The organism is Mesotoga sp. Brook.08.105.5.1, assembly GCF_002752635.1.
Taxonomy (GTDB): Bacteria; Thermotogota; Thermotogae; order Petrotogales; family Kosmotogaceae; genus Mesotoga.
Map to the genome: position 1 here is coordinate 1 of NZ_AYTW01000008.1, position 23,486 is coordinate 23,486.

General features: G+C 44.7%; 24 protein-coding genes. 15 read left to right on the forward strand and 9 right to left on the reverse strand.

What is annotated here, in order from left to right:
- Window positions 1-681: 681 nt before the first annotated feature.
- The gene (locus V512_RS04205; RefSeq protein ID WP_099829215.1) at window positions 682-1,158 is read right to left on the reverse strand and encodes a hypothetical protein; all 477 of its coding nucleotides are present in this window, start codon (window positions 1,156-1,158) and stop codon (window positions 682-684) included.
- A gap of 762 nt (window positions 1,159-1,920) precedes the next feature.
- Between V512_RS04205 and V512_RS04210 the strand changes: the two genes are divergently transcribed.
- Together V512_RS04210 and V512_RS04215 are read left to right on the forward strand one after the other, a co-directional pair.
- Window positions 1,921-3,204, forward strand: coding sequence for a transposase (locus tag V512_RS04210; protein WP_099829216.1), 1,284 nt, complete (start codon window positions 1,921-1,923; stop codon window positions 3,202-3,204).
- Between the two features lie 97 nt (window positions 3,205-3,301).
- Window positions 3,302-4,642: a leucine-rich repeat domain-containing protein gene (locus tag V512_RS04215; RefSeq protein ID WP_099829217.1), complete on the forward strand. Its 1,341-nt coding sequence runs from the start codon at window positions 3,302-3,304 to the stop codon at window positions 4,640-4,642.
- Window positions 4,643-4,896: 254 nt separating this feature from the next.
- Here the strand turns inward: V512_RS04215 and V512_RS04220 are convergent, their stop codons facing one another.
- The 4 genes from V512_RS04220 to V512_RS04235 all read right to left on the reverse strand — a co-directional run bounded on the left by V512_RS04220 (window position 4,897) and on the right by V512_RS04235 (window position 9,127).
- On the reverse strand, window positions 4,897-6,330 hold the full coding sequence (locus tag V512_RS04220) for a flippase (RefSeq protein WP_165775338.1): 1,434 nt from the start codon (window positions 6,328-6,330) through the stop codon (window positions 4,897-4,899).
- The gene (glf, locus tag V512_RS04225; RefSeq protein WP_099829219.1) at window positions 6,327-7,445 is read right to left on the reverse strand and encodes a UDP-galactopyranose mutase; all 1,119 of its coding nucleotides are present in this window, start codon (window positions 7,443-7,445) and stop codon (window positions 6,327-6,329) included. The genes V512_RS04220 and glf overlap by 4 nt, the downstream gene beginning before the upstream one ends.
- Before the next feature lie 10 nt (window positions 7,446-7,455).
- Window positions 7,456-8,637, reverse strand: a complete 1,182-nt coding sequence (locus V512_RS04230; RefSeq protein WP_099829220.1) for a hypothetical protein — start codon at window positions 8,635-8,637, stop codon at window positions 7,456-7,458.
- Between the two features lie 247 nt (window positions 8,638-8,884).
- Window positions 8,885-9,127 (reverse strand): hypothetical protein, encoded by a 243-nt coding sequence (locus tag V512_RS04235; protein WP_099829221.1) that lies wholly within the window; start codon window positions 9,125-9,127, stop codon window positions 8,885-8,887.
- 105 nt (window positions 9,128-9,232) lie between these two features.
- Here V512_RS04235 and V512_RS04240 point away from each other — a divergent pair, with 105 nt between their 5' ends.
- Window positions 9,233-9,610, forward strand: coding sequence for a four helix bundle protein (locus V512_RS04240; RefSeq protein ID WP_099829222.1), 378 nt, complete (start codon window positions 9,233-9,235; stop codon window positions 9,608-9,610).
- Window positions 9,611-9,670: 60 nt separating this feature from the next.
- On the opposite strand, the gene V512_RS04245 is transcribed toward V512_RS04240, so the two are convergent.
- The gene (locus tag V512_RS04245) at window positions 9,671-9,880 is read right to left on the reverse strand and encodes a DUF2922 family protein (RefSeq protein ID WP_006487518.1); all 210 of its coding nucleotides are present in this window, start codon (window positions 9,878-9,880) and stop codon (window positions 9,671-9,673) included.
- 202 nt (window positions 9,881-10,082) lie between these two features.
- Entirely contained in the window at window positions 10,083-10,319 is a 237-nt protein-coding gene (locus tag V512_RS04250) for a DUF1659 domain-containing protein (protein WP_099772674.1), read from the reverse strand.
- 801 nt (window positions 10,320-11,120) lie between these two features.
- Here V512_RS04250 and V512_RS04255 point away from each other — a divergent pair.
- Both V512_RS04255 and V512_RS04260 read left to right on the forward strand, forming a co-directional pair.
- Window positions 11,121-11,429 carry a helix-turn-helix transcriptional regulator gene (locus tag V512_RS04255; protein WP_099829223.1) on the forward strand — a complete coding sequence of 103 codons (309 nt, stop codon included), beginning with the start codon at window positions 11,121-11,123 and terminating at the stop codon, window positions 11,427-11,429.
- A gap of 446 nt (window positions 11,430-11,875) precedes the next feature.
- Window positions 11,876-13,318 carry a PD-(D/E)XK nuclease family protein gene (locus tag V512_RS04260; protein ID WP_099829224.1) on the forward strand — a complete coding sequence of 481 codons (1,443 nt, stop codon included), beginning with the start codon at window positions 11,876-11,878 and terminating at the stop codon, window positions 13,316-13,318.
- Window positions 13,319-13,501: 183 nt separating this feature from the next.
- Here the strand turns inward: V512_RS04260 and V512_RS04265 are convergent, their stop codons facing one another.
- Window positions 13,502-13,882: a four helix bundle protein gene (locus V512_RS04265; protein ID WP_006487500.1), complete on the reverse strand. Its 381-nt coding sequence runs from the start codon at window positions 13,880-13,882 to the stop codon at window positions 13,502-13,504.
- 157 nt (window positions 13,883-14,039) lie between these two features.
- Here V512_RS04265 and V512_RS04270 point away from each other — a divergent pair, with 157 nt between their 5' ends.
- From V512_RS04270 to V512_RS04285, 4 genes are all read left to right on the forward strand, one after another.
- Window positions 14,040-15,140 carry a hypothetical protein gene (locus V512_RS04270; protein ID WP_099829225.1) on the forward strand — a complete coding sequence of 367 codons (1,101 nt, stop codon included), beginning with the start codon at window positions 14,040-14,042 and terminating at the stop codon, window positions 15,138-15,140.
- Window positions 15,118-15,654 carry a hypothetical protein gene (locus V512_RS04275; RefSeq protein WP_099829226.1) on the forward strand — a complete coding sequence of 179 codons (537 nt, stop codon included), beginning with the start codon at window positions 15,118-15,120 and terminating at the stop codon, window positions 15,652-15,654. Before V512_RS04270 ends, V512_RS04275 begins: the two co-directional genes overlap by 23 nt.
- Before the next feature lie 219 nt (window positions 15,655-15,873).
- A complete protein-coding gene (locus tag V512_RS04280) occupies window positions 15,874-16,917 on the forward strand; it encodes a helix-turn-helix domain-containing protein (protein ID WP_099829227.1) in 1,044 nt (347 codons plus the stop codon).
- Between the two features lie 43 nt (window positions 16,918-16,960).
- Window positions 16,961-17,713 (forward strand): hypothetical protein, encoded by a 753-nt coding sequence (locus V512_RS04285; protein WP_133117314.1) that lies wholly within the window; start codon window positions 16,961-16,963, stop codon window positions 17,711-17,713.
- A gap of 207 nt (window positions 17,714-17,920) precedes the next feature.
- On the opposite strand, the gene V512_RS04290 is transcribed toward V512_RS04285, so the two are convergent.
- Window positions 17,921-18,286, reverse strand: coding sequence for a four helix bundle protein (locus V512_RS04290; protein WP_099829229.1), 366 nt, complete (start codon window positions 18,284-18,286; stop codon window positions 17,921-17,923).
- Window positions 18,287-18,549: 263 nt separating this feature from the next.
- Between V512_RS04290 and V512_RS04295 the strand changes: the two genes are divergently transcribed.
- The 6 genes from V512_RS04295 to V512_RS04320 all read left to right on the forward strand — a co-directional run bounded on the left by V512_RS04295 (window position 18,550) and on the right by V512_RS04320 (window position 23,434).
- Window positions 18,550-19,272 carry a DnaB-like helicase C-terminal domain-containing protein gene (locus tag V512_RS04295; protein ID WP_099829230.1) on the forward strand — a complete coding sequence of 241 codons (723 nt, stop codon included), beginning with the start codon at window positions 18,550-18,552 and terminating at the stop codon, window positions 19,270-19,272.
- A 549-nt stretch (window positions 19,273-19,821) separates the two neighbouring features.
- On the forward strand, window positions 19,822-20,703 hold the full coding sequence (gene rfbA, locus V512_RS04300; protein ID WP_099829231.1) for a glucose-1-phosphate thymidylyltransferase RfbA: 882 nt from the start codon (window positions 19,822-19,824) through the stop codon (window positions 20,701-20,703).
- 77 nt (window positions 20,704-20,780) lie between these two features.
- Window positions 20,781-21,173, forward strand: a complete 393-nt coding sequence (locus tag V512_RS04305) for a four helix bundle protein (protein ID WP_099829232.1) — start codon at window positions 20,781-20,783, stop codon at window positions 21,171-21,173.
- A gap of 157 nt (window positions 21,174-21,330) precedes the next feature.
- A complete protein-coding gene (gene rfbC / locus V512_RS04310) occupies window positions 21,331-21,903 on the forward strand; it encodes a dTDP-4-dehydrorhamnose 3,5-epimerase (protein ID WP_099829233.1) in 573 nt (190 codons plus the stop codon).
- 137 nt (window positions 21,904-22,040) lie between these two features.
- A complete protein-coding gene (gene rfbD / locus V512_RS04315) occupies window positions 22,041-23,015 on the forward strand; it encodes a dTDP-4-dehydrorhamnose reductase (RefSeq protein WP_099829234.1) in 975 nt (324 codons plus the stop codon).
- A gap of 53 nt (window positions 23,016-23,068) precedes the next feature.
- Complete coding sequence (locus tag V512_RS04320; RefSeq protein ID WP_165775339.1) at window positions 23,069-23,434, forward strand: four helix bundle protein; 366 nt, start codon at window positions 23,069-23,071, stop codon at window positions 23,432-23,434.
- The last annotated feature ends 52 nt before the right edge of the window (window positions 23,435-23,486 follow it).

Below are 23,486 nucleotides of genomic sequence, written 5' to 3' on the forward strand. Positions count from 1 at the left end.
ACTCCGTAAGTGTTGCTTCCCGTCATGCTGAATTTGATTCAGCATCTGCGCCTTCATTGATTGTAAGTAACAGACGAAAATGGTGACTGACGATTCTCATGACGTCTGTACCGTTTTTCGCGTCCCCTCTCTTTCTCTCTCTCTTCCTCTCTCCTCTTCCCGCTCTTCCGAAGGTCCACGCTCCTGGACGAAGGTCGAAGGACGGCTCTCTGCACGCTCTTATGAAGGAAGAACTGCTCTTGTTCTCAAAAATGGAGTCTGTCCCGATTTTTCTTAAGGATTCTATCATAGCTAAAGATGAGAACTGATTTCAAGAGGGTTATCTGCTTCTCAAGAAAAGATCAGGAAGATAACCTAGGAGATTCTACAAGCCTTAGCTTCATACTCTCCCTATCCCGGGAATATTTCAAACACTAAAAAACACCAGAGACGAACGATTCCTCATGAAGACAATACGACTCACCTATCTAAGCAGATTCCCCAGAAGAAGAAATGAAAGAAAACCAACAACAGAATTCTAGCATATGTGCTCGCTTGAACAACAATCGCTGCGCCTACTGAGAGCGCGAAAGATATTTCTTAACTCTGGAACGTTGAACAACGTTTCCTGAATGTAAATAGCGAAAATGGGGACTGACGGGATCCTGACGTCTGTCCCCGTTTTTCGCTACTACAATACTGTCATCCCATGTAATCCCGTAGTACTCTCATACGGGATCTAGATCGGGGTCTTATGCCGTTGATCCTGAACCAACGAAGAACAAAGCTCCTAGCTCTGGAACGAGGAACTTGGGCGCAGCACGCCGGAACCGCTCTTTCGCTCTTGAGAAAATGGAGTCTGTCCCTATTTTTGCTTTTGGTAACAAAAATGGAGTCTGTCCCCATTTTTCCTCTTAGCTCCCTTAGGAGACTAAGATCATCCACTTGATCTATGGTTTCCACGTTAATCGCTTCAATTCTTCCATCTTTGAGTTCTTTGATATTGTAAAAGACTATCTTATCCGGCTCTATGCTCTCTTCTTCTACTCCCTTCAGAAACCTTCGTCTGTTTACATAAACATCCTTGAGAGAGAGGTCCTGAATAAAGCCGTAGTTTTGCAGTTCCCCTTGTTTGTTTCTTCCCCCAAACCATTTGATAAAACCAATCTCCCTTTCCATTTTTCCTCCATCTTAGGCTTAGAATTCTCTTGTGCTTTCAACCTTTCAAAGGCAAAAAAGCAAACAACAAAATACCTGAATGCAGTAATAGCTTCTTTCAGTTTGAAATAAAACATCGGTAGAAACGAATCGATAGTATAGTTTCTCTGTGTTTCAGTCTATATGCTGCCTTAGCCAAGATTATATCGAGACAAGTTATATTGTAGAATGAAATACACAAATCTGCCAGTACCGAAAACCTCTCCAAACACCTCTCTTGATTTTTCCTCGGTCTTCCTCATGTGAAAGAGTGTAAATTACGCCAATGTAAATAATGGAGTCTGTCCCAATTTTTCGGTGCGAAGACTGATTCGCTTGGCAGATGAGAGAAAGTGCTCTCAGTAATTACACTACACCCGATGACGTATTATGCAAGTGCTACTGTATGAATCTACTACCTCTTTCCTCGGTCTTTCCCGTGTGAATGATTGTGCGTTACGCTGATGTAAATAATAGAGTCTGTTGTAGATATATAAGCTATGACTTGAATTCTAAGGAATGATTTATCTACAATGATGGTGGCAGTCAGGGAGAAGGTAGAGACTTGAGGTCTGTCAGCCTTCCTTATGAAGGAAGAGCTACGTAGGGACAGCACTTGCTTTCTTCCTGGGAGTACTTCAGGTTCTATGATAAGTTCATCCGGGGAAAGATCCTCAGGAACGCTACAACAGGGAAATCGGTACTCGTAGACTGCTAATCCATTTATTGCGAGGTGTTTGTGAGATGAAAGATCAAAGCGGTACGATCGTAGGTATTGACTGGTCAGCTGACTCCCATACTTGCTATGACCTCAAGGCTGATAAGAGTTTCAAGATCCCAGACTCTGTTAAAGGTTATGAAAGACTGCTGAACGATTATCCAGAGGCAGTTTTCGTGATCGAAGAAGCAAACAACAGGATAGGAGACTACCTTCTCACTAACAAGAGAGAGGTGTATGTCTTACCTCCTTGTAGGTCCAAAGAAGCCAGGAAGTATCATTTTAGCTCCGGGGCAAAGAGCGATAGTCTAGATGCCAAGGCGATAGCTCTTACCTTCAAGGAACATCCCTCTTACTGTCTCAAGGCAAGATATTCAGGAGTCGGAGCGAAGATCACTAAACTGGTGACTATGTACAGCATTGTATCCAAAATTCACAGTCAACAGTGCAACAGATTGTATTCAGTCCTACTGAGGTATTTCCCGGAATACTTGCACATTATGGATAAGCAGTACAGATCAAATACCTCCTTGAGGATTCTTAGCATCTGCCCTACGATAACTGAATTTAAGAAAGTTTCGAACGAAGAGCTTAGGAAGATACTGAACAAAGAGAACTACAGAATGACTAGCATCTTGAGAAAGAAGCTTGACAGGATAAGAAGCGAAGGGATCTCTTGGGGCGATACATCATGTGAGGGTAATCTCATAATGTTCCTGGCAAATCAAATTCTCACCTTGAGAGAGGAACAAGAAAGATTGAGGGAAGAGATGGGAGAGACCCTAGAGAATAGTCCATACAGGATCATTCTTTCTATTCCAGGTGTGAAGGCTGTAATAGGCTCATACATAGTAAAGGCCTATCTCACACATGATTTCAGAAGCTACCAGGAGATGCAGAAATACGCTGGAACTATTCCCTTCCTCTTTCAAAGTGGCAGAAAGTCAATAATGCTGATGAGAAAGAAATGCGACAAAGACCTAAGAAACATGATTCACATCGCAGCTTTCGCTTCTCTGAAGACTTGTGGATGGGCAAGAAACTACTACAAAAGAAAGAGAAAAGAGGGCAAGACTTACGGTCATGCCCTCAGAGCACTGGGGAACATCATCCTCAAAATCGCATTCTCCATGTTGTCAAAGATGAAAGAATACGATGAAACCTTGTTCCTCAATGCCAAAGGAATTAAAACCACTCAACAAAATAATACAATAATTCCTGAGGCTTTCACAAATCCTGAATACTCCCAGGATGCTCATCCATCCTTAGCTGCCACTAAGGATGTGGTCGAGAACTTGAATGTCACCTGAGTAGTAGTTTTTTCCTTATGAATATGATAAGGTCCCTATTTTGTGATTTGAAGAGAAGCAAGGCAGTCTTTTCGATATTCAGGCACTGGAAGGTCTAGTGAATCTTAGATCTCTCAGTCTCTCTTCCAACGTCATTGCAGACATTACTCCGATAGAATCACTTGTGAATCTAGAATGGGTAAGTCTCTATGACAACGAGATAGAGGACATCTCTCCTCTTGTGAATAATCTAGGAATAGGTTCGGAAGACTTCGTAGACGTAAACAGAAACTATCTCGACCTCACAGAGAATTCAACGGATATGATTGCCATAGGGGAGCTTCAGTCAAGAGGAGTAAACATCAACTACCAGGACCAGAAAACCACTACCTCCGGGTCGTACATAAAATTCAATCCGGGAATCGGCGAGAAGATAAGAAATCTGAACATCGTCTTCTTTACGGAGAACCAATCAACGAGTACGGGAACAGACAACGGTTTCCTGGACATCTCGGGTCTCGAGATAGGTACATGGGAATACATGGCCAAAGTAGAGGCACTTTCTCTTGACGGAGTCAAGTTGTATCTTCTTGAGGGAACCGTAAGCGTTCCCGGAGCAAACATTATTGAACTCTCAACCTTCACAGATCATGCAGACATTACTCTTATTGATGAAAACGGGCTTGAGTTATCTGATTCCAGTATCGTTGCGGCTAGATTCTTCCTCTTAGATTTCTATGATACTCAATCTACGACCTCTTACTCCGAAGTAAAAAAGCTCTATGGAAACATCCCCACAATAGCCATGATCCATTTCATTGAGCTAGGCCAGGGAAGACACTGGTTCACAGAGAATCTACCTATGCCATCACCATGCACATTGTCGCTTGAGAATTGTGCAGCACTGAACTTCATTAGCAGTATTGACCTATACGAAGCGATAGATCTCGGTATAAGTTTCAATTTCAGGAGCAAAGTATCGACGGAGTATCATACATCAGACTTCACAATACGGCTAATGCCCTGCGATACGGTTGGCTATCATTACGGGGTTTGCAGAAACGGAACATGCTACTATTCAAATCTCGAAGGCATACAGCTCACGTCAGGGCAAACAACGGATATGCATGTTCTTGAAGGACTACATATCGAAATTGACGGGATACCCGATGACGCAACCGCGGTAACCATGAACACGGGAATCTATTGGCTCGGTGCTAGATTGAAGGACGCATCTGGATGTCTTGAATGTCAGATTCCTGTAACTATCACACTCTACGATGCGTACGGAAACGTCATTGATCAAGTAGAAGTCTGGAACTGGGATTTCGGTCATGAACTCAACTTGCCCTCGGCAGGAAACTACGAGCTTGTAATCTCCGCCCACCTTATAGATTTTCCGGATTCTGAACTCGAAAACACTTATCTAGTACGAACTCTTCAAATCACCGCGGAATAGAGCAATAACAACTCAAGGGGCGCATGAGAGCGCCCCTTTTATTCAGAATATCTTCGGAACAAAGGACCAACCTTGTCGGAGGAATGAGAAACGTTCACGGCAGACTTGTTCCAGTTGAATGAAGAACTATATTAGGATTATGTAGATAATACAATCCGTTCCGAAGAAGAAAGTGAAAAATAACGCTTGAATCATTTGCAGCGCAAATATAGAGTACTAAAACAGATCAGATGGAGAGGTCTTTATGTCACTCATCAAGAACGTTTGAGAAAGGAACGAAGTTTTGCGATTACCAAAGCGTTAATCTCTGTCTTAAAAAGCTTCTGCATTACAAGATAGGTTATGGCTCCAACTAATAGCTCCAGAAATACGAGGGCCAACGGAGGCAAGGGTAAAGCTGAAATCAAACTCATTAGAGTAAGCGCTACTATACCACTGAGTAGATGCTTGTGAAACTCCGAGAATAGACTACTGATCTTGATCTCTTTTCTCATAAGGAATAGCTGACTCGCAGTTACGGAGAATTCAGCTACGACTGATGAAATTGCAGCTCCAATTGCCCCTAGAAAGGGAATAAGAAGTAAGTTCAAGGGAAAATTGATCATAGCTCCCAAAGAGACAGACAACGTAAGTCTCCTTTCAAGCTTCATGGGAACCATCAATTGCATTCCCAATACGTTGCTCCAGGCAATGAACACAACTACTGGTACAATTGTTCTAATTACATCCACAGTTTTCAAGAAAGCTTCGCCAAAGAAGATTGGTGCAAAGTCAGGAATCACTCCCATTATCATCGCCGCGACGAATATTGAACCATACGTTGCGAAGTGGAATGATCTTCTTGCGTACGAATTTAGAAGATTGCTGTCTCTTCTCGCAACTACCGCAGACATACGCGGAATCATGACAACGCCCATTGAGGTCACAAGAGAAAGAGCCATTTTCACAAGCCTCTGAGACATCTCATAAATACCAACTTCGGCATCAGTTGATATTAGCCCAATCATTGTCTTATCCAGAACCACATAAACTTCTACAGCAACTGTTGGTATGAACAATCTGACGGTTCCTCTTAGATGCCTTCTGAAACGCAGCGAATTGAAAGACACTTTTTCTATGTACTTTGGAACATATGTCCACATGATCAGCTGGCCAAAAAGCGTAGTGCCTGCTCCGATCAGAGCGTAAAGAACGAAGTCTTGACTCGTTTTTACCAAGATGAATATTAATGATGCTCCAAGTAGTTTCATAAATAGACTTCTAGTCACTGTCTTTTTAAAGTCTTCCATACCCATGAAAAGCCAAGAAACATCCAATGCCGCGGCGATAATGAGAGTACTTTGCACTAGGTAAACAGGGAGGTTTTGGGGGCTTGTAACTTGCAAGAATAGGTAGAATGCCACCAGGGCAAGAGCAGTGGAAGCTGCTTTAAGAAGAACAAGTTCCCAGAATACTCTGCTCCTCTCTTCTGTACTCGCGGAAACATAAGCAATTGATCTGTTTCCATACAGTGTGAGGCCAAGAACTCCAAAGAGGATGAAGTACTGAACAATCGAACCAGAAAAAGCAACAATCCCAACACCTTCCGGTCCTAAAACTCTGCTAAGATACGGGACTGTTATGAAAGGAACAAGAATATTCGTAATCTGAAGAATTGTGTTGTAAACATAGTTACGGGCTACACTCATTTGGCCTGCAACCATTGTTGAGTCTTCGATAGGGATTCTGCAATCACTTGATCCATATTGTAATACTTATACTCTGCAAGCCTACCAATGAAAAGAACTTTGCCTGTTGCTTCAAGCTCAGCAACATTTTTCATGTACTTCTCTCTCTTTTCAAGATTGTCATCACTCATAACAATATAATACGGTTCTCCTGATGACTTAGGATACTCGAAGCACACAGTAGTTCTTTTCGACATCTCTCCCAAAAAATGCTTAAACTCAGTTATTCGTGTCCAATCGTAGTCATTAGGATAGTTTACTGTTGCAACAGGCTGATAAAACTCCTGATCAAACGTTCTGAATTCGAGTTCAAGAGATCTGTACTCCAATTCCCCGTATTCGTAGCCAAAATATCTATCAAGTGGTCCCGTATATACAGTCATCGATGCGCCTAATTCTTCCACAATATCGAAATAATCAGTACTAAGCCGGACTTCTATATTCGGATGATCTAGCATCCTTTCGATCATTCTTGTGTAGCCCTCAGAAGGAATTCCCTGATACTTATCCGTGAAATACCTGCTATCTCGGTTCTCCCTCACTGGGATCCTTCTAGCGATTTCTGGAGACAGAAGTTCTGGATCTCTTTCCCACTGTTTTATGGTGTAATTCTTGAAGAACAACTCATAAAGCCTCTCTCCTACCTGAGAAACAACAGCATCTCTGAAGTTTCTTGGTGGGTTACTAAATTGAGATCTTGCGACTTCTTCAGATAAAAACGTTCGAACCTCATTTGTGGAGAGAGTCAAACCGAAAACCTCTGCAATTGTGTCCCTATTGATTGGAAAAGGTATCATTCTCCCGTCAGCATAGCTTAAGACTCTGTGCTGATAGTAATTGAAGTCCGCAAATCTATTAACAAACTGCCAGACTTCCCTGTTGTTAGTATGGAAGATATGAGGTCCATATGTGTGAACAGTAATTCCTTCTTCATTCTTCATATCATGACAGTGTCCTGCCACATGGGATAGCTTTTCAATAACGACAACTCTAATTCCAGATTCCGCCAGAACTCTTGCAGCAGCAGAACCCGCAAGACCCGCGCCAACTACTACCGATAGGTTTTCATTCTTCAAATCATCACCCCTATGATACCGAACTTATGAGAACTTCGGAGAAATCTCGGAATGTTTTTTGCTTTGTGACATCAAATTCGTTCGTCATTTTGCTTGAAGCAAATTCATGAAGAATACCGGACAATTCATCATAGGACTCGAACAAAATACCGAATCCCGTTTCAGAGATAATCTTTTCAACTGCAGGAGTAGAATTCTTCTCGCTTATTGGAAGGACATCTGCCATCTGATACTCAAATATCCTGTTTGGAACATTGATTTCTTGAAACCTTTTCAGTTCATCCTTCTCATCAGGAACTGGAGGATGCAGTATTCCGGCGTCATATCTCTTCAGAATCTCATAATCCTGAGACCCGCCGGATAGTCTTAGCGGACCTTCGATTGACAGCAGACCAGTTCTTTCACTAATCTCTTTGTATGGGTTTCTGACTTCGGAGACAGATTCTACTATCCTCATAGCATGAAGATGGACGTGGATACCTCGTTTTACTAATTCCTCAATAATCGGAACAAAGTAGTATCTAAATCCAGATCTCTGTTCACTAGGATCACAGAGTGCTCTGCCCGTTAGAATGCACACGTGTGGAACAGCATCTTTTGAGGACAGCTTCTCAACCCGCTGATTTCTTACCCATTGTGCTGTGCGCGAGTAGCGCCAATCAAGATCCGCAACGTCGAATCCAGTCACCTTGATTCCATAGAGGTCTTCAAAAAATCTTTGGTACTCTCTGCTTGGAAATATCAGTCTATCGGCATTTGTAAGCGTATAAAGCTCTTCCCACTTCTTTGAGAATCGAGTCTCCTTGTAACTTCGAACCATTACTGAATCCCCGAAGTAATCTCTTGCAGCTGCAAAAAGGTAGTTAGAGCCGTCAAAATCGTTGTCTCCGACCCAAATGAAATCATAGTCATTGTGATTGAATTCCCGAAGCCTTGAATATATAAGCTTGTTCAGCCGACTGGAATTCACTATTCTGTTGCCCTTTCTGATTAGCTTGCTAAAAGGTCCCAAAGCTAGCGTACTAACTGAGACTTTCTTAAGAAGGTTTTCGATTCCGAAAAAACTAGCAACTTCCTTCAATTCCTTGAAATAATGCTCTTCGGACTCATTCAACACATAATCGATACGCTCGATCTCCGGAAAGTCAAGAAGATCGAGGAATCTCGAAGTAGTGGGATTTACTCCTCCCAATCTTAGTACCTTCAGAAGGTTCACCTCCAAAACAATATTATTGTCCGAGATTATGAAAAACTTTGAGTCTGATGAAGATTCAAACCGACAATCAAATGAAATTTCATCTATATGATACTATAGCAAAAAAGAGTTTATGTTAAGTTCAAAAGGAGCGAATGATAGCTAATTGCAGGCAAGAAAAGCAATATCGATTGCGGAAAAAGAACCTGCCCCGCGCTTCTTGAACTCGCGGGACAGTTCTATTTCACTTCACCAGCACCTTCATCGCTGTCTTCCAAAGGCCTCTGTTCAGGAACATGACGACGAGGTCTATCAGGACATCCAGGATGAAGTCAAAGAATTCGGGATCGATCTTCCATTGTTCATCTGGAAGCGCGTCCTTTATCATCTGCTTCACTTTCTCTTTCTTCTCCGGTCCGTTGCCGGGAGATTCTACATAACTTGCGAAGACTGTGATTAGAGATAGTAACTCTTTTATCCACGACATATTATCACTCCTTTGAGCGTGAGTAGATGTTAGAGGCCAGAGGTGAGAGGTATGAAGATCAAGAGCTATAATAGAGGATCACAGTCACTGTTATAGGAGGTATCTATGTTTGGAAACTTCAGAAAACTGCAGCTGTGGAAATCTTCTATGAATCTGACGACTGAGATCTACAAGCTAACCAGAAACTTCCCCGACCATGAACGCTACGGATTGTCGTCTCAAATGCAAAGGGCCTCGGTATCTATCCCTTCCAACATCGCAGAGGGGTTTGGAAGAGAGTCTACGAAAGAGCTTCTGAGATTTCTCTATACTGCCAGGGGTTCTCTGATGGAGCTCTCCACACAGCTCGAAATCTGCAACAATCTGAGCTACCTTTCAGAGGAAGAGCACTCTTCTATACAGAGGCTTGCAGACGAGGTCAACAGGCTCCTGAATGGTCTCATATTCTCGAAGAAGAAGCTCAGATCTTCATCCGGTACTTAGAAAAGGGGACGGGGTAGGAACCCCATCCCTTTCAAACCTCATACCTCTATCCACTTACATCTATATGAGGTTAAACAACTCGTTCTTCTGAGTGTCGATTACCGCTGCGTAGTCTACCGCATAGCTTGAAGGGATTACCTTCAGAGTTACGAGGTTTCCCATCACAGTCTCGACCTCAGCCTGAGTCAGAGTCTCCTTGGGCTCCTTTATGTAGAAGCCCTTAGACTTCTTCGCGGTTGAATCGTACCATCTAACGCTCAGGTTTCTCATTTGAGTTCCTCCTTTCGAATAACGGTTCTACGTCGGCCGTCCTCCGTGCTCCGCAAGAGCTTCAAAGTGCAGTGGCATTGCATTTACGATCTTAATCGGTGAACGGCTGACGGACTTCGGCTATCGTTGTTTCATCACTTGGTTAGAGGTAGGAAGATCTTTAACTTCAAACCTCTATCCTCTACCCTCTTACATCCGTTTCTTAGTCAATCGGTCCGAGGGTCTGGGTTTCGATCAGTCTGATGTCGGCGATGATGTAATTGGTGAGGCTCGCTATGTTATAGGCTGCATCGTATGCCTCCTGTGCAGTCATTGCCGAATCTACGCTGAGAGTCTGTCTAGAGAGGACCGGTTTGTCGTCCTCAATGACACCGGTATCCCAGGTGATCGAAAGTGACTTCTCGGTACCAACTACCATCACAGTTGCTCCTAATCCCATGAAAATTCCTCCTTTTCCTGGAGGCCGGGGTCAGAGGTAAGGGGTTGGGGGTTTGAAAGATCTTACCCACCCGCTACCGCGTACCCGCAACCTCCGTTTTCTTCTTCTCCGTGGCCACGTGAGATGAATATATATCACAGGATCAAAAAACACCAAGCTCAGGTGAAAAACACCTGAGTTTGGCTCTGGAATAACGGCTATGTATAATCAAAATAGAGAAGCAAAGGCTCTTTTATTCCGATTGAAAGCTATCGCATTCATGTGTCGAAAATCATGAAAACGAAAGAAAAAAGAAGATTAGAAAAGAGACAAATTCTAACACATCGAAAGAATGAAATAATTGGCATTAAACGGCAATAATCGCTAATAAATAACAGCATTTGAAAATATCGCTCCGGGTCTCTCAATGCCGAATAGCTCACGAACAGTTCTTGACAGCGTTTGTGAGGGTGATATAGAATATATACAACCAGTTTTGATTGACTTGCGGAGCCGATGGAGGTTTTTCAAAATATGGAAGTTTTCGGAAAGACTGCTTATATCTTTTGTTCTCTTTGTTTAAGGGTTTCTTTCTTCAAGAACTCATCTTCAGGTCTGTCGCCTTAATAAAGGCATAATAGTTTTTCACTGATCGGGAACAGTCTGCGCAAGTTTAGTTAAATCTACACAGTGTTCGAACAGCCCGGTTTTGTTCACAAGAATATGAAGTGATGATTTGGAGTATATCCAGGGCTTCATAGCCGTTGCATTCAGGAAATGGAGTTCTGGATGAACTCAAACCATGGAGAGAGGAGGTGATTTATGGGCAACCTGCGCGATGAGAGGATCATGAGAGAACTTAGCCAGAGGGAGCTCGGAGAGGTGATAGGCAAGGACCAGAAGTATATCTCCGAGGTCGAGCTGGGAAGGATAATTCCCGGTTTCAGAAACGCGGATACCCTGGCCCGTTTTCTGGGCGTTCCGGTGGAGAGAATCTTCCCCTGCTTCACAAGGACTTCCAGATTTCCCGGCTACAAGGATCTCATGTATCTCTACAGTCTCGGATATGACATAGGCGTATATGAGGGAGCTATAAGAGAACTAACAACAAAGGAGGCGCAAAATGACTGATGAAGAAGGTTATCGGTCAACGGTCCACCGTCCTCCGAGAAGGCTAATTGAAGAGCGAGAAGATGCTTTGAGTTTGAGACGAAGCTTCGCTTCGAGAAAAACCTAATCGAGACTACTAGAAACTCGAAGGGAAAACAGATCCAGTATATGATCTTTGAAAAGAACTTCTACTCAGAATCGTTTTGAAACAGGCTCATCAGGTAAGTGTCACGGGATGACAGATGAGACCATTCACGGGACGACTGTCTTTCTTACCTTGCGTCATTCTGACAAAGGTTCTGGTCAGAATCTGGTTCTGATCTTGTTGCTCAACTGATACTTACTATTGCGCGATAAAGTACGAATTGCTCTTCGCAGCGAATAGCCATCAGCGAAAAGCGGCTCTTTTGCTTGCAACTAACAACTTGGAACTTGGAACTGTACTTAAGAAAGGAAGGTGATTCGCCATGAATCCGGCAGTAAAAAACGAGAACGGACCTCTGGCAGGAGATCCGCTCTCAAAAAAACAAAATAGAAACCAAGTTAATGTTAGCATTTCTAGTCAGAAAGTGACTAATTCTGCCTGCAGTTTCTGCAACAGTGATATTACTTCGGAAGGAAAAGCAGTTTCAACAGAGTGCAGGTCCGGAAGAACCGGATCTGCATTCTCGGAGAAACTAGCTCTTGAGAAATCCCAAAGTAGAGAACAGCTGACGGAGAACCGTCACCCGTTCCCACTATCGTATTCAAGACTCAAGTCCTTCGTGGAATGTCCTCGCAGGTTCTATCTCCGTTATTTCGAGGGGCTTCCCGAAGCGCAGGGAGAGGGAAGAAAACACAACGGCCTCATCCTGAGGGCGATGTTCAATTCTTATCTCGGAAATTCACCTACTCCTCTCCTCTTTGGAGAGAACCTGAAGAGGGATCTCGACCAGATAGACTACGGGGTTCAATTTCTCAATAGCAAAGATGTTGTAGCTCTGAATATTCCCTTCGCGCTCGATAGATTCTCCAATCCAATTCCGTTCAACGAACCCGAAGTGGTGTTTAGGGGAAGAGCGCAGTGTCTTTACACTGCGCCGGGGTCGGGGGCAGGTGGTAGCGGGTTCGTAAGATCAAAATCCAGTTCAAATGGAAAATATGATGATAAGGCAGCGTCTTCCGATGTCCGTTCACCGTTCGCCGAAAAAGCTGTAAAGAGCCTTGAATCTGCTTTTTGTGGACTTTCGGAGGACGGAGGACCGGGGACGGTTAACCAGCCCCTCGTTTTGTGCCACTTCAAGGCAGGATTCGGTGATCCCGATTGGGAGAGGCTCTTTATCTACGCCTGGGCTCTATCGAGACAGGGATACGAGATAGGGAGGATTGAATGGGTATCTCTTTCTGCTGGAGCCTCGATTTCTAAAGAGGTGACAAAGGAAAACCTTGAAGAGGCCGGGATCAATCTCTACGCCTGGATAAGTCAGATCCTTCAGAGCGATTTTTCGCCGGAAGCGGGAGACCACTGCTCTTACTGTCTCTATCATTCCTTCTGTCCCCTAATGGAAAAGCTAGGAGAAGATCTCATGATAACGGACAGAGATTCACTGAAGAACACTCTTCAGAAGACAGTCGCCTTTCAGGAAGGGGCTAAGAAGATGAAGAAGCTCGCGGATGAATTCATAGACAGGGAAGGGATAGGAAGGGTAGAGCTTCAGGGATACGAGTATGCCAGTGATGAAGCTCCGACTCAGATAAGGCTTCTGGATAGAGAGGCTGCGCTGGATACCGTCGTAGGCCTCCCCGATCCATTCAAATTCATCACGTTCAGGAATCTGTCAGAACTGGTCGACTATCTTCCCGAAGATGCATACGAGAAGAAAGAGAAGCTCAAGCCGGTGAGGAGATTCAAAAGAGCCGCTGATCGCTGAACGCTGGGTAGTTCAAGGATCCGCTGGGAAGATCCGCTTATCGCTGGAAGTTGGGGGTACGGGGTAGCAGGTACGTAAGGTCTTCTCCTACCTTCTGATTCAGCAGCTGGCAAAGAAGTTTCTTGCCTGGTAGCAGGTTCGTAAGATCTTGACGTACCACCGACCCAAGAAAAGGCAAGCGGTTCACCGTTGACCGTTCTCCGAGGTGGAAGGAGCAAGTGATTTTGAGAGTTTCCATAGCATGCGGTTAATCCGTTCGGCACTCTCTTCGATGGTTTCAAGAGTCTCTTTGTCAATATAGCCGAATTCAGACGAAAGTTCCAGCTGGGAAACTGTTTCATTGAGAGAGCCACAGGCCATGTAGAGGAAATGAATGAATTCCTTCCTGTACTGGCGACCAGCTCCCTCGGCAATGTTAGACATTACGGAAACCGCTGCCCTGCGAAGCTGAGAAACCAATGTGTATTTCTCTTCCTCAGGAAAAGTTGAGGTAACAGAGTAGATATCCTTTGCGAAATCCTTGCTCAGCTTCCAAACCTCGAGGTCTTTGAACCTAAAAGCCATCATCACACCTCCCGATGATGACGATAGCAAAAAGAAGGTTCACCGGCAAAACTTGGCCATTTGCTCAGAAGACGTGAAAGCATCCGCTATAAATGGATCTAGTTCTTTCGGAGATCGGTGAACGCTCAACGGACAACTATTTCAATGGAGGTTTTGTATGAATTACATAGAACTGATCAACAACTTCTGGATAGCAAATAAGATACACAAGTTCAACTCTCTAGAGACTTCTTTATATTTCTTCGTTCTCGACTACGCGAACAACGCGAGATGGCCCGAGAGCTTTGTCCTTCCGAACGGGATAGTTCAGAGCGTATATGGATGCACAAAGGGACAGCTCTCAAGAGCGAGAAGAAGACTGTGCAAGGCAGGACTCATATCCTATGAATCGGGCGACAGATTCAACCCCGGAAAATACTCGATTTTCGCGTTCCCGATGGATACCCGACACGTACCGGATGCGTCCCCGACGGATACCCAGATGCGCGCCGGGGATCAGATTACAAAAACCGCAGATAGCGCGCAAATGAATGCTGTCGACCAAAGCACGGATGATCACGATGAAAGCCCGACGCGTCCCCGATGCGTTCCCGATACGTTCTCGACTGATCCCAATAATATAAACAAAACAAAACCAAAGAAAACAAAAGAAAAAAGTACACAATTACCTAACGGTAATTCGTCAGTGAGACTGACGGGAGAGAGTCCGATTTCCGGTGAATCTGTGGGGGTTTCCAAAAGAGAGAAAGAAATCGAGGCGAAAGACAGCTGGGGAGAACAGACGACATCCTATTCGAAAGATGAGTCGGACGATGAAAGCAGAGTTTTCTCTTCTCTCGAAGCCCGGATAGAAGACGATTCTTCTTCCACTTCGGATGAGTCTCCGCCGGAGAGGAGATCGGCCGACTTCTGCGCACCTTACGAGAAGATCCGCCAGGCCTTCATCGATCTCTGTCCCTCCCTTCCTGCTCCGAAGGAATCGGCAAAATGGTCGGGTTCTAGAAAGAGAAACGTCCGCGCACGCTGGAAGGAGTATCCCTCGATAGAGTTCTGGGAAGATTACTTCAACAGTGTGGAGGAATCTGAGTTCCTCTCGGGGAGGGTCACGAGATGGAGGGCAGACTTCGATTGGCTTATGAAGCCCTCTAATTTCGAGAAGGTCCTCGAGGGGAAGTACTCCAACAGGGGAGACAGGATGGCAGATGTCCTGAGGGACTTCGTGGGAGTTGGATTAGATGGACAGAAAAACATTCGCTGAGGGATTGGCGGTACTGATGATGGCCTTCCCCGGATTCGCTCTCGAAAGACCGGCGACAGAGCTCTGGTACAAGATGCTCTCCGATATCTCCGATACGGCCTTCTTGGCAGCTGTGCACAGATTGGTAATGACGACCCATAGACCCCCGACGATTGCCGCGATAAGAAAGGCCGCTCTCGATGAGACAAAGAATTCGTTGACCGCTGAAGACGCGTGGCAGATAGTCATCGATGACGTGCACAAACACGGAATCTACAAAGAGCAATTCTACGACGATCCAAGGCTCGAGAATGCAAAAAGGACAATAGGATGGCAGGAGTTATGCGACATGACGGGTGAATCAAGAAGGGTAGTGAGGGCTCAGTTCATAAGGGCATATGAATCATACGATTTCAAGGAGGATGACAAGGCGCTTAACGGAAAGAAAGAGGAAGTGAACAACGAGCTTCTCTCGAAACTCTTCGGTGGTGTCTTGCCTGGCGAAAGAGCTGCCGAAGGAGCTGTTGAGCGTTGATGAAACCCACGTTATCTGTCAACGGTCCTCCGTACCCCGTCGAGAAGATCAAGCCCAGATCCCGAAACAAGTTCGGAATGACGGCCTCAATAGCACTGGGGTTTCGTGACGGTTCAACCCCTTGTGTTCACGAAACCCCAGCCCGAGACCCGTCTTGTTGGGCTTTTCTACTTGCAACTTGGATCTCAGAACTTACAACTGATTTCAAAGGAGGAAAACATGGAAGAATTCGCAAGAAGATTGAAGGAAAGAATGATAGACAAGAATATGACTGAAGCCGAGCTGGCTCAGAAGGTAGAGCTCTGGTCTTCGATACTGACTTCGTACCTGAAGGGAGAAAGGTTCCCGGGGTACTACACCCTGTTAAGGATAGCTGAGGCGCTGGACGTCTCAATAGATTTTCTTCTCGGTTTGAGGGACGAGCCCGAGCTCCATCCCGTTGTCGATAAAGGCTTTTCAGCGAAAAAGAAGTCAAGAGAAGAAGACCTCATAAGGATCACAAACAAGTACATAGGACAGATGAAATTCAAAGAGGCTAGAGCTTTCTATTTGGAACTCATGAAAGGCGAAAAAAAGCTCTCGGGATATGCGCTGTATGACGCGGCAAGACTGACGGCCTTTTTCGGAGAAAGGGAGAAGGCATTGGAGATGCTGAAGAAATTCTGCGAGAAAAACCCGGATGAAACCTGCGGCTTCTGCTCCATGGCCGACATAGAAAGATCTATGGGAAGGCTCGAAGCGGCCTCGGGAAATTACAAATGGGTTCTGAAAATGGACCCGAAGCATTTCTGGGCGACTCTCCAGCTGGGAGAGATGGCCTTTAACGAAGAAAAGCTAACCGAGGCCTACTTCTGGTTCGACAAACTCACGAGAGATCATCCCCTAGACCCGACTGGATACTTCCAGCTGAGCAAGGTACTTTCAAAGATGGAGAGGCCTTCTGCAAGCAGGCAGAACTTCCTCGCCGGAGTTATGCTGAACTTCTCCATGGAGATCCCTAAAGCGGTAGACATAACGACAAAGGTGATGTATGACAACCTTGGAGATTCTTCAAAGACAGAGGATCTGATCGAAGCAGTCGAGTTAATACGAAAGAACGCCGACAGACTCGAAGCCGAAAGGAAGAACGGATACCGCGAAGGTACTTCCTTTGGAGAGATTCTCCATATGCACAGAAAATTTCTCTCGTCTTCAAATAATCTGACGGATGAAGACTCATTAAATGATGAATTCAGACAAGAGAGCACCGAGGCTCGGCTCTGATCTAAGTGATTTGAGATTAGAAAGGATAAGAGAGGTGAAAAACATGATGATGATTATGAGACTGAACGAAATAAGAAGGCACCAGTTTCTAGAAGAAACGGAAAAGGCTAAGGAGCTTTATCTCAAGACGATTACGGAAATAGGGTTGAAAGAAGATCCTAACTGGGAACTCGAGGAAGAGCCGCTGGACGAGTTCAAGTATGACAGCGAATACCTGGTGCTAGGCAGGATAGCTGAAGACTTCGGTGATCTCCATATAGCGAAAAGGCTCTTCGAGGAGTGCTACAGGAGATGGCCCGACGATATGAGAAGCGTGAAGGATCTCGCAAGAGTATACAGGAAGCTAAACCTTCCGAACAAGAGCGAGATGATGTACAGGCTCGCTCTCTCATATGATAACGATGACCGCAACACTTTAAGGGAAATGAGCGAGCTCTACCTCGAACTGAACAGACCGCTTGACTCACTTGCATGGCTTCAGAGAGCGCTGCTCCTCGATCCTCTGGAGGCTGAGAATTATCTTCTCGTCGCCAAAGCGCTGAAGAAGATAGACAAGGTCGAAGAAAGCATTAAGATGTTTCGCGCTGCGGCAATTCTGGATGTCCGACGATATGAAGCGACCCTGAGAGGAAAGATAACAGAGGCTTACGCTGAAGAGATCGGAGATGCTGAGGAGCTGAACGATATCTACGAAGTGAATGAAGAAATCATGGAATGGACGAAGAAATCTATGAAGTATTTCCACAGCAGGAAAGGAGCGAAGGAACAGCAAAATGCCAGGAGATCGGGTGAGTGATGAAGGAAACGCTGGGAAGATAAAAAAGAACCGCTCATCGTTGAGCGCTGTTCGCTGTGAAATGCCAAGACCCTTTGGGAAGAACAAAGAGCGCTGAGGGCTGTACGCTGGGTAGAGCAAGGACCGGCTGAACGCTGAGAAGATCCGCTTATCGCTGAGCGCTGGAAGTGCTAAAACCCGCTGGGAAGATCGAAGATCCGCTGAGCACTAGTCGGATGAGACTTTGAGGCTGGCGATTAGGCGATTGAGCATTCTGTGAAGTCTATCAGCTGTTTCGCGAAGTGTTTCATGAGTTTCCTGGTCTATGTAACCGAGCATCATTGACAATTCAAGTTGGGTTATGACCTCCCTGAGGGAGCCTTTGGAGAGATAGAGAAACTGGGCATATTCCTTTTTGTGTTGCCTTCCTGAACCTTCTGCGATATTTGAAGGAACGGATATTACGGCTCTCCTCAACTGAGAAGAAAGGCCAAACTTTTCATAATCAGGGAATGAAGAGACAAGCTGATAGACATCATATGCGAAGGCCATGCTGAGTTTGTAAACATCGAGTTTTTCGTAAGAATAAGTCATAAGCTCACCCCCAGCATTATTGTAGCACTGACCTGTTAAGGAAAAAGAACACCATAGTTTTGAATGTCTTTGCTCTTAATCTTTGACATAATGCACATTATTTGTTGTCAGTGGCGTCTTTTAAACAGCGCTAAGCAAAAAGCGTTTTCTAGCAAGCGGCTCTTCCAGCGACCAGCGGGTTCTCCGCTTTTAAGCGTACAGCGGTTCAATCCGGAGAACGGCGAACCGTTGACGGACAACTATTTCTAATGGAGGTGAATTAAATGTCTGAATACAGATGGCCGATAGAGAAACTGAACGATATTCTTCAACCTATTAGAGAAACGGACCTTATCATAATAGGTTCGAGGCCCTCTCAGGGAAAGACTACGCTGATGCTGAACATGGCCCACAGGTTCGCAAGGGATGGAATAAAAACCGCATACATAACACTTGAGAGAAGTACGCTAGAGCTGAAGGAAAGATTCATTTCGAGGCACTTCAGAGACTATTACGATGCGGAGAACTTGAGAAGAGAGCTGAACGAGATCCCGCTATTCTTTTTTGATCTTAGAGACTGGGCGATAGACGAGGTGGCGTATGAAATCGAGGAGGAGAAGGAATCACTCAATTTCGACGTCTGCTTTGTCGATTACCTGCAGCTGATTTGCGAGAGAGAGGGAGAGGTCGACTGGTTCAAAGAACTCGCCTTACTTCTCGATATTCCGATCATCCTTGGAAGCCAGATGAAGAGGACGGTTCTGGATAATCCCGGCAACTTTCCTCAAGAGAAGGACTTCCATGACGGTGAAGAGATAACCGCCTGCGCTGACACGATAATCATGCTTCATCACGAGCGTTCCTATGACGACAATGCTCCGAAAGAAGAACTGAGGGTCATAGTATCGAGAGACAGAGGAAAACCCGTGAACCGAGAAACAGTCCTTAACTTCGACTGGGAAAAGGCCATGCTGATGGAAGAAAAGCAAGAATCAATACCTAGGTAGTTTGGTGGGTGTTTGTCTTGGATCAAGTTTTAATCAACGAAGGCTTCGAAGAACGGAGCAACCTCCAAAGTGACGGTTCATTGTCCTAGCATCATGGTATAGGGCTTTTTCCAGCGCTGAGCGTTTCTTAGCAAGCGGCCAGCAGATCTGTCCGGAGAACGGTGGACCTTTGACGGCCAACGTTTATTTCTTGCAACATAGAACATGCAACTGTTCCACTCACACACCCTAACGGCAGGAAGGAAGGGAGATCCTTCCTGCTTCTTCATTTATCGGTGAGGCTTCCATTTTTCAGTATTCTCTGCTCTTGCAAAGGACACCGAGGGTTAGCTTATTGTGTTGGCGAATCTAGGTTGGTAGAAAAGACGGAAATATAAGAAATATTCTTTGCGAAAGAGGTGTCACTTCCTTTCTTTTTTAACAAACAAATACGGCATGGGTAGTATCATAGTAACGTATTTAACTCATGTGAGCTTACTGCTATGAATTTAACCTGATAATGGAGTCATATTGTTCTCAAGCGATGAAATAATCTATCGAGGTGATTACGTGAAAGGAATAATTCTCGCAGGTGGGGCTGGAACGAGGCTTCATCCGATCACAAAAGCTATTTCGAAGCAAATCCTCCCGGTTTACGACAAACCTATGATCTATTACCCGCTTTCCGTACTTATGCTTGCCGGTATCAGACAGATACTCATTATCTCGACACCAAGAGATCTTCCAATCTTTCAAGAACTTTTTGGTGATGGTTTCCAACTTGGAATGTCTTTTGACTATGAGATTCAGAGTGAACCTCGCGGTCTCGCGGATGCTTTCATAGTTGGCGAAGAATTCATTCAAGACGAGAAAGTCGCAATGATTCTCGGCGATAATATCTTCTTTGGGCAGGGATTATCCGGGTCTTTGAAAAGAGCTGCGGAGCTGGAAGAAGGTGCAGTAATTTTTGGTTATTACGTGAAAGATCCTCGGGCGTACGGTGTTGTGGAGTTTGATGAAGCTGGTAATGTCATCTCAATCGAAGAGAAGCCTGAAAAACCTAAGTCACATTACGCGGTTCCGGGACTTTATTTCTACGATAATCAAGTCGTAGAATTAGCGAAGAATCTTAAGCCTTCTGCAAGAGGGGAAATCGAAATTACCGATCTAAACAGAGAGTATCTGAAGATGGGAAAACTCAAAGTAGAACTATTTGGAAGGGGTATGGCCTGGCTGGATACAGGAACCCATGACAGCCTTCTTGAAGCAAGTAACTTCGTTGAGACTATTCAGAAACGGCAAGGCTTTTACATTTCATGCATCGAGGAAATTGCATTTAGAAAGGGTTATATAGATAGAGAACAGTTGTTGAAACTGGCAGAACCGCTCTTGAAGACAGAATATGGCAAATATCTGAAAGATATTGCGGAGAATGGTCTTAGCAGCACGTAGTACTCAGCAGATTGGCAGGTTAGCAGTTTTGAAGATTGGTGGAGCATTAGAACGGGTTTAGAAAGGATGATAGGTGGATGGCGGAATTGAGGTTCAAAGATCTTGAAGTTTGGAGAGTTTCCATGGATTTGGTTGTAAAAGTCTATGAAATCACTCGAGAGTTTCCGAAGAATGAGCAGTTTGGACTCGCCGCACAGCTGCAGAGATCTGCAGTCTCCATACCCTCAAACATAGCTGAAGGATCGGGAAGAGGTACAAGGAAAGACTTTGCTCATTTCCTTGACCAAGCTCGTGCGTCTCTCTTTGAAGTTATTACTCAACTTGAGATTTGCAGATCATTGAACTTTGGAGATTTAGATAAGATAAATGCAACTCAAATGGAATATGAGATACTTGGAATGAGGATCAACGCTCTCATTAGAACTATGAAAGATTCTAGGAGAATCAGAAAAGGCGATGCCGAGGATTAGCAACTCCGGTGATCTGAAGAACGCTTTGGCGTGTTCCAAATGATAAACTTTGATTGTCTGAACACAAGGCTTCTTCAAGCAATAAGAAGTTTAGAAAGAGGTTTTTTCTTAGCTGCTAATCTGCCAATCCAGCTAATCTGCATCTCAGGAGGTTATAATGGCAAAATTCAAAAAAAAACCGACTCCAATTCCTGATCTATACATTATCGAACCTACTGTTTTCGGCGATGAACGTGGCTTTTTCATGGAGACGTACAGCAAAAAGGAATTCCACGAGATTGGGGTTGACATAGATTTCGTTCAGGACAATCATTCGAGATCAAAGAAGGGAATTCTAAGAGGTCTTCATTTTCAGAAAGAGTTTCCTCAAGCAAAATTGGTGAGAGTTATCAAAGGTGAAGTGTATGATGTAGCAGTTGATTTAAGGAAGGACTCGACGACATTTGGAAAATGGTTCGGGGTCGTCCTGAGTGAAGAGAACAAGAAACAGTTTTTTATACCGGAAGGTTTCGCTCATGGATTTCTCGCGCTTACTGAAATAGTGGAGTTCACATACAAGTGTTCGGATTATTATCATCCAGAAGATGAGGGCGGTATCATCTGGAATGATTCAGATATAGCTATAGAATGGCCGCTTGAAAAATACGGAATAAAAGAGCCCTTATTGTCTGAAAAGGATAGGAAGTGGCCGATGTTGAAAGAACTGCAGCTTGGCAGATTTGAAGATTAGCAGAATTAGCGCGTAGCACGTGGCACTTAGCTTGAAAGTCTTAGATTCTTACTACGGGCCACGCGCTACCAGCCACGAGCTCAATTAGGAAGTCTGCCAATCCAGCTAATCTGCTAAACTACATAAGTGAGGTGTGTATGAAACTTCTAATAACCGGAGCCAACGGACAACTCGGACAGGATCTGCAGAAAGAATGTGAGCGGCGAGGTATTCAATATATTGCTACGGACTATTTGGAAGGTAGCACGTTGCACGTAGGTCGTGAATCAGAGTCTTTACACGACGAACCACGCGCCACGACCTTCGAGCCAAATCCAAATCAGCCAATCAGCGAATCTGCTAATCAACTGCTTCACCTAGACATTACCGATCTCAAATCTGTGAGAGAAACTGTCTCACAAACGAATCCTGAGGCAATAATCAACTGTGCTGCATACAACGCAGTAGATAAGGCAGAAGAAGACTGGAAGAATGCATTTTTGGTCAACGCCATCGGTCCGAAGAACCTCGCGATAGTCGCAAACGAAATAGGAATTCCTCTCATGCATTTCAGCACAGACTATGTTTTTGACGGAAAGAAGGGAAGTTCTTACTTCGTATGGGATGAGCCAAAGCCATTATCGAAATACGGGCAAAGCAAGCTATATGGTGAACAACTAGTCTCACTTTTCTCGAATCGTAGCTTCATTGTCAGATTAAGCTGGGTTTTCGGCGCCGGGAATACGAACTTTGTCAAGAAAATCCTCGAATGGTCGAAGGGGAAGAATGAACTAAAGATTGTAGATGATCAGATATCCTCCCCGGCGTATACTGCTGATCTTTCCAGGGCGATCATCGATCTTCTAGAAACCAAAGCTTATGGAATATATCAGATGGCAAACACTGGATACTGTAGCAGATATGAATGGGCGAAACACATACTCGAGCTCACAGGATGGAAGGGAAAGATTGTCCCGGTTAAGGGCAGCGACTTCAAGACGGCGGCGCAGAGACCGGAATTCTCCGCCATGAATACTTTCCCACTGAATGAAACGATTGGATACGAACTGCCAGAATGGAAAGATGCAACTGAGAGATTTCTGAAAGAAATCTCGGTGAGAAGTGAAGAGTGAATGGATGAAAGTGTGATTTAACTCGAATCTTTTAGTAGAAAGGAGTAATCGATTTGGAATTCAAGAATCTGATTATTTGGCAGAAAGCCGTAGAACTAGCGGAGAGTGTGTATTCACTCATACACAAATTCCCTTCGTTCGAGACTTTTGGTCTTGGAAACCAGTTGAGAAAAGCTTCTGTCTCAATCCCTTCAAACATCGCCGAGGGTTCGGCAAGAGGTCACGCAAAAGAGTACATACAGTTCCTTTACCAGTCAAGAGGTTCACTGGCCGAAGTGATTACTCAGGTAGAGCTCGCCATGAAGTTCGGCTACGCAGAAGCTTCAGAAACATTAAAGATAGACGCTTTGTGCGTAGAATTGTCCAAGATGATCAATTTGACCATTACTTCTCTTAAGAGCAAGTTGGTCAGATCGTGAGAGTGTTCCCCTCTTCTCACTACGCACTCTTCACTACCGGAGGTGTTTTGGG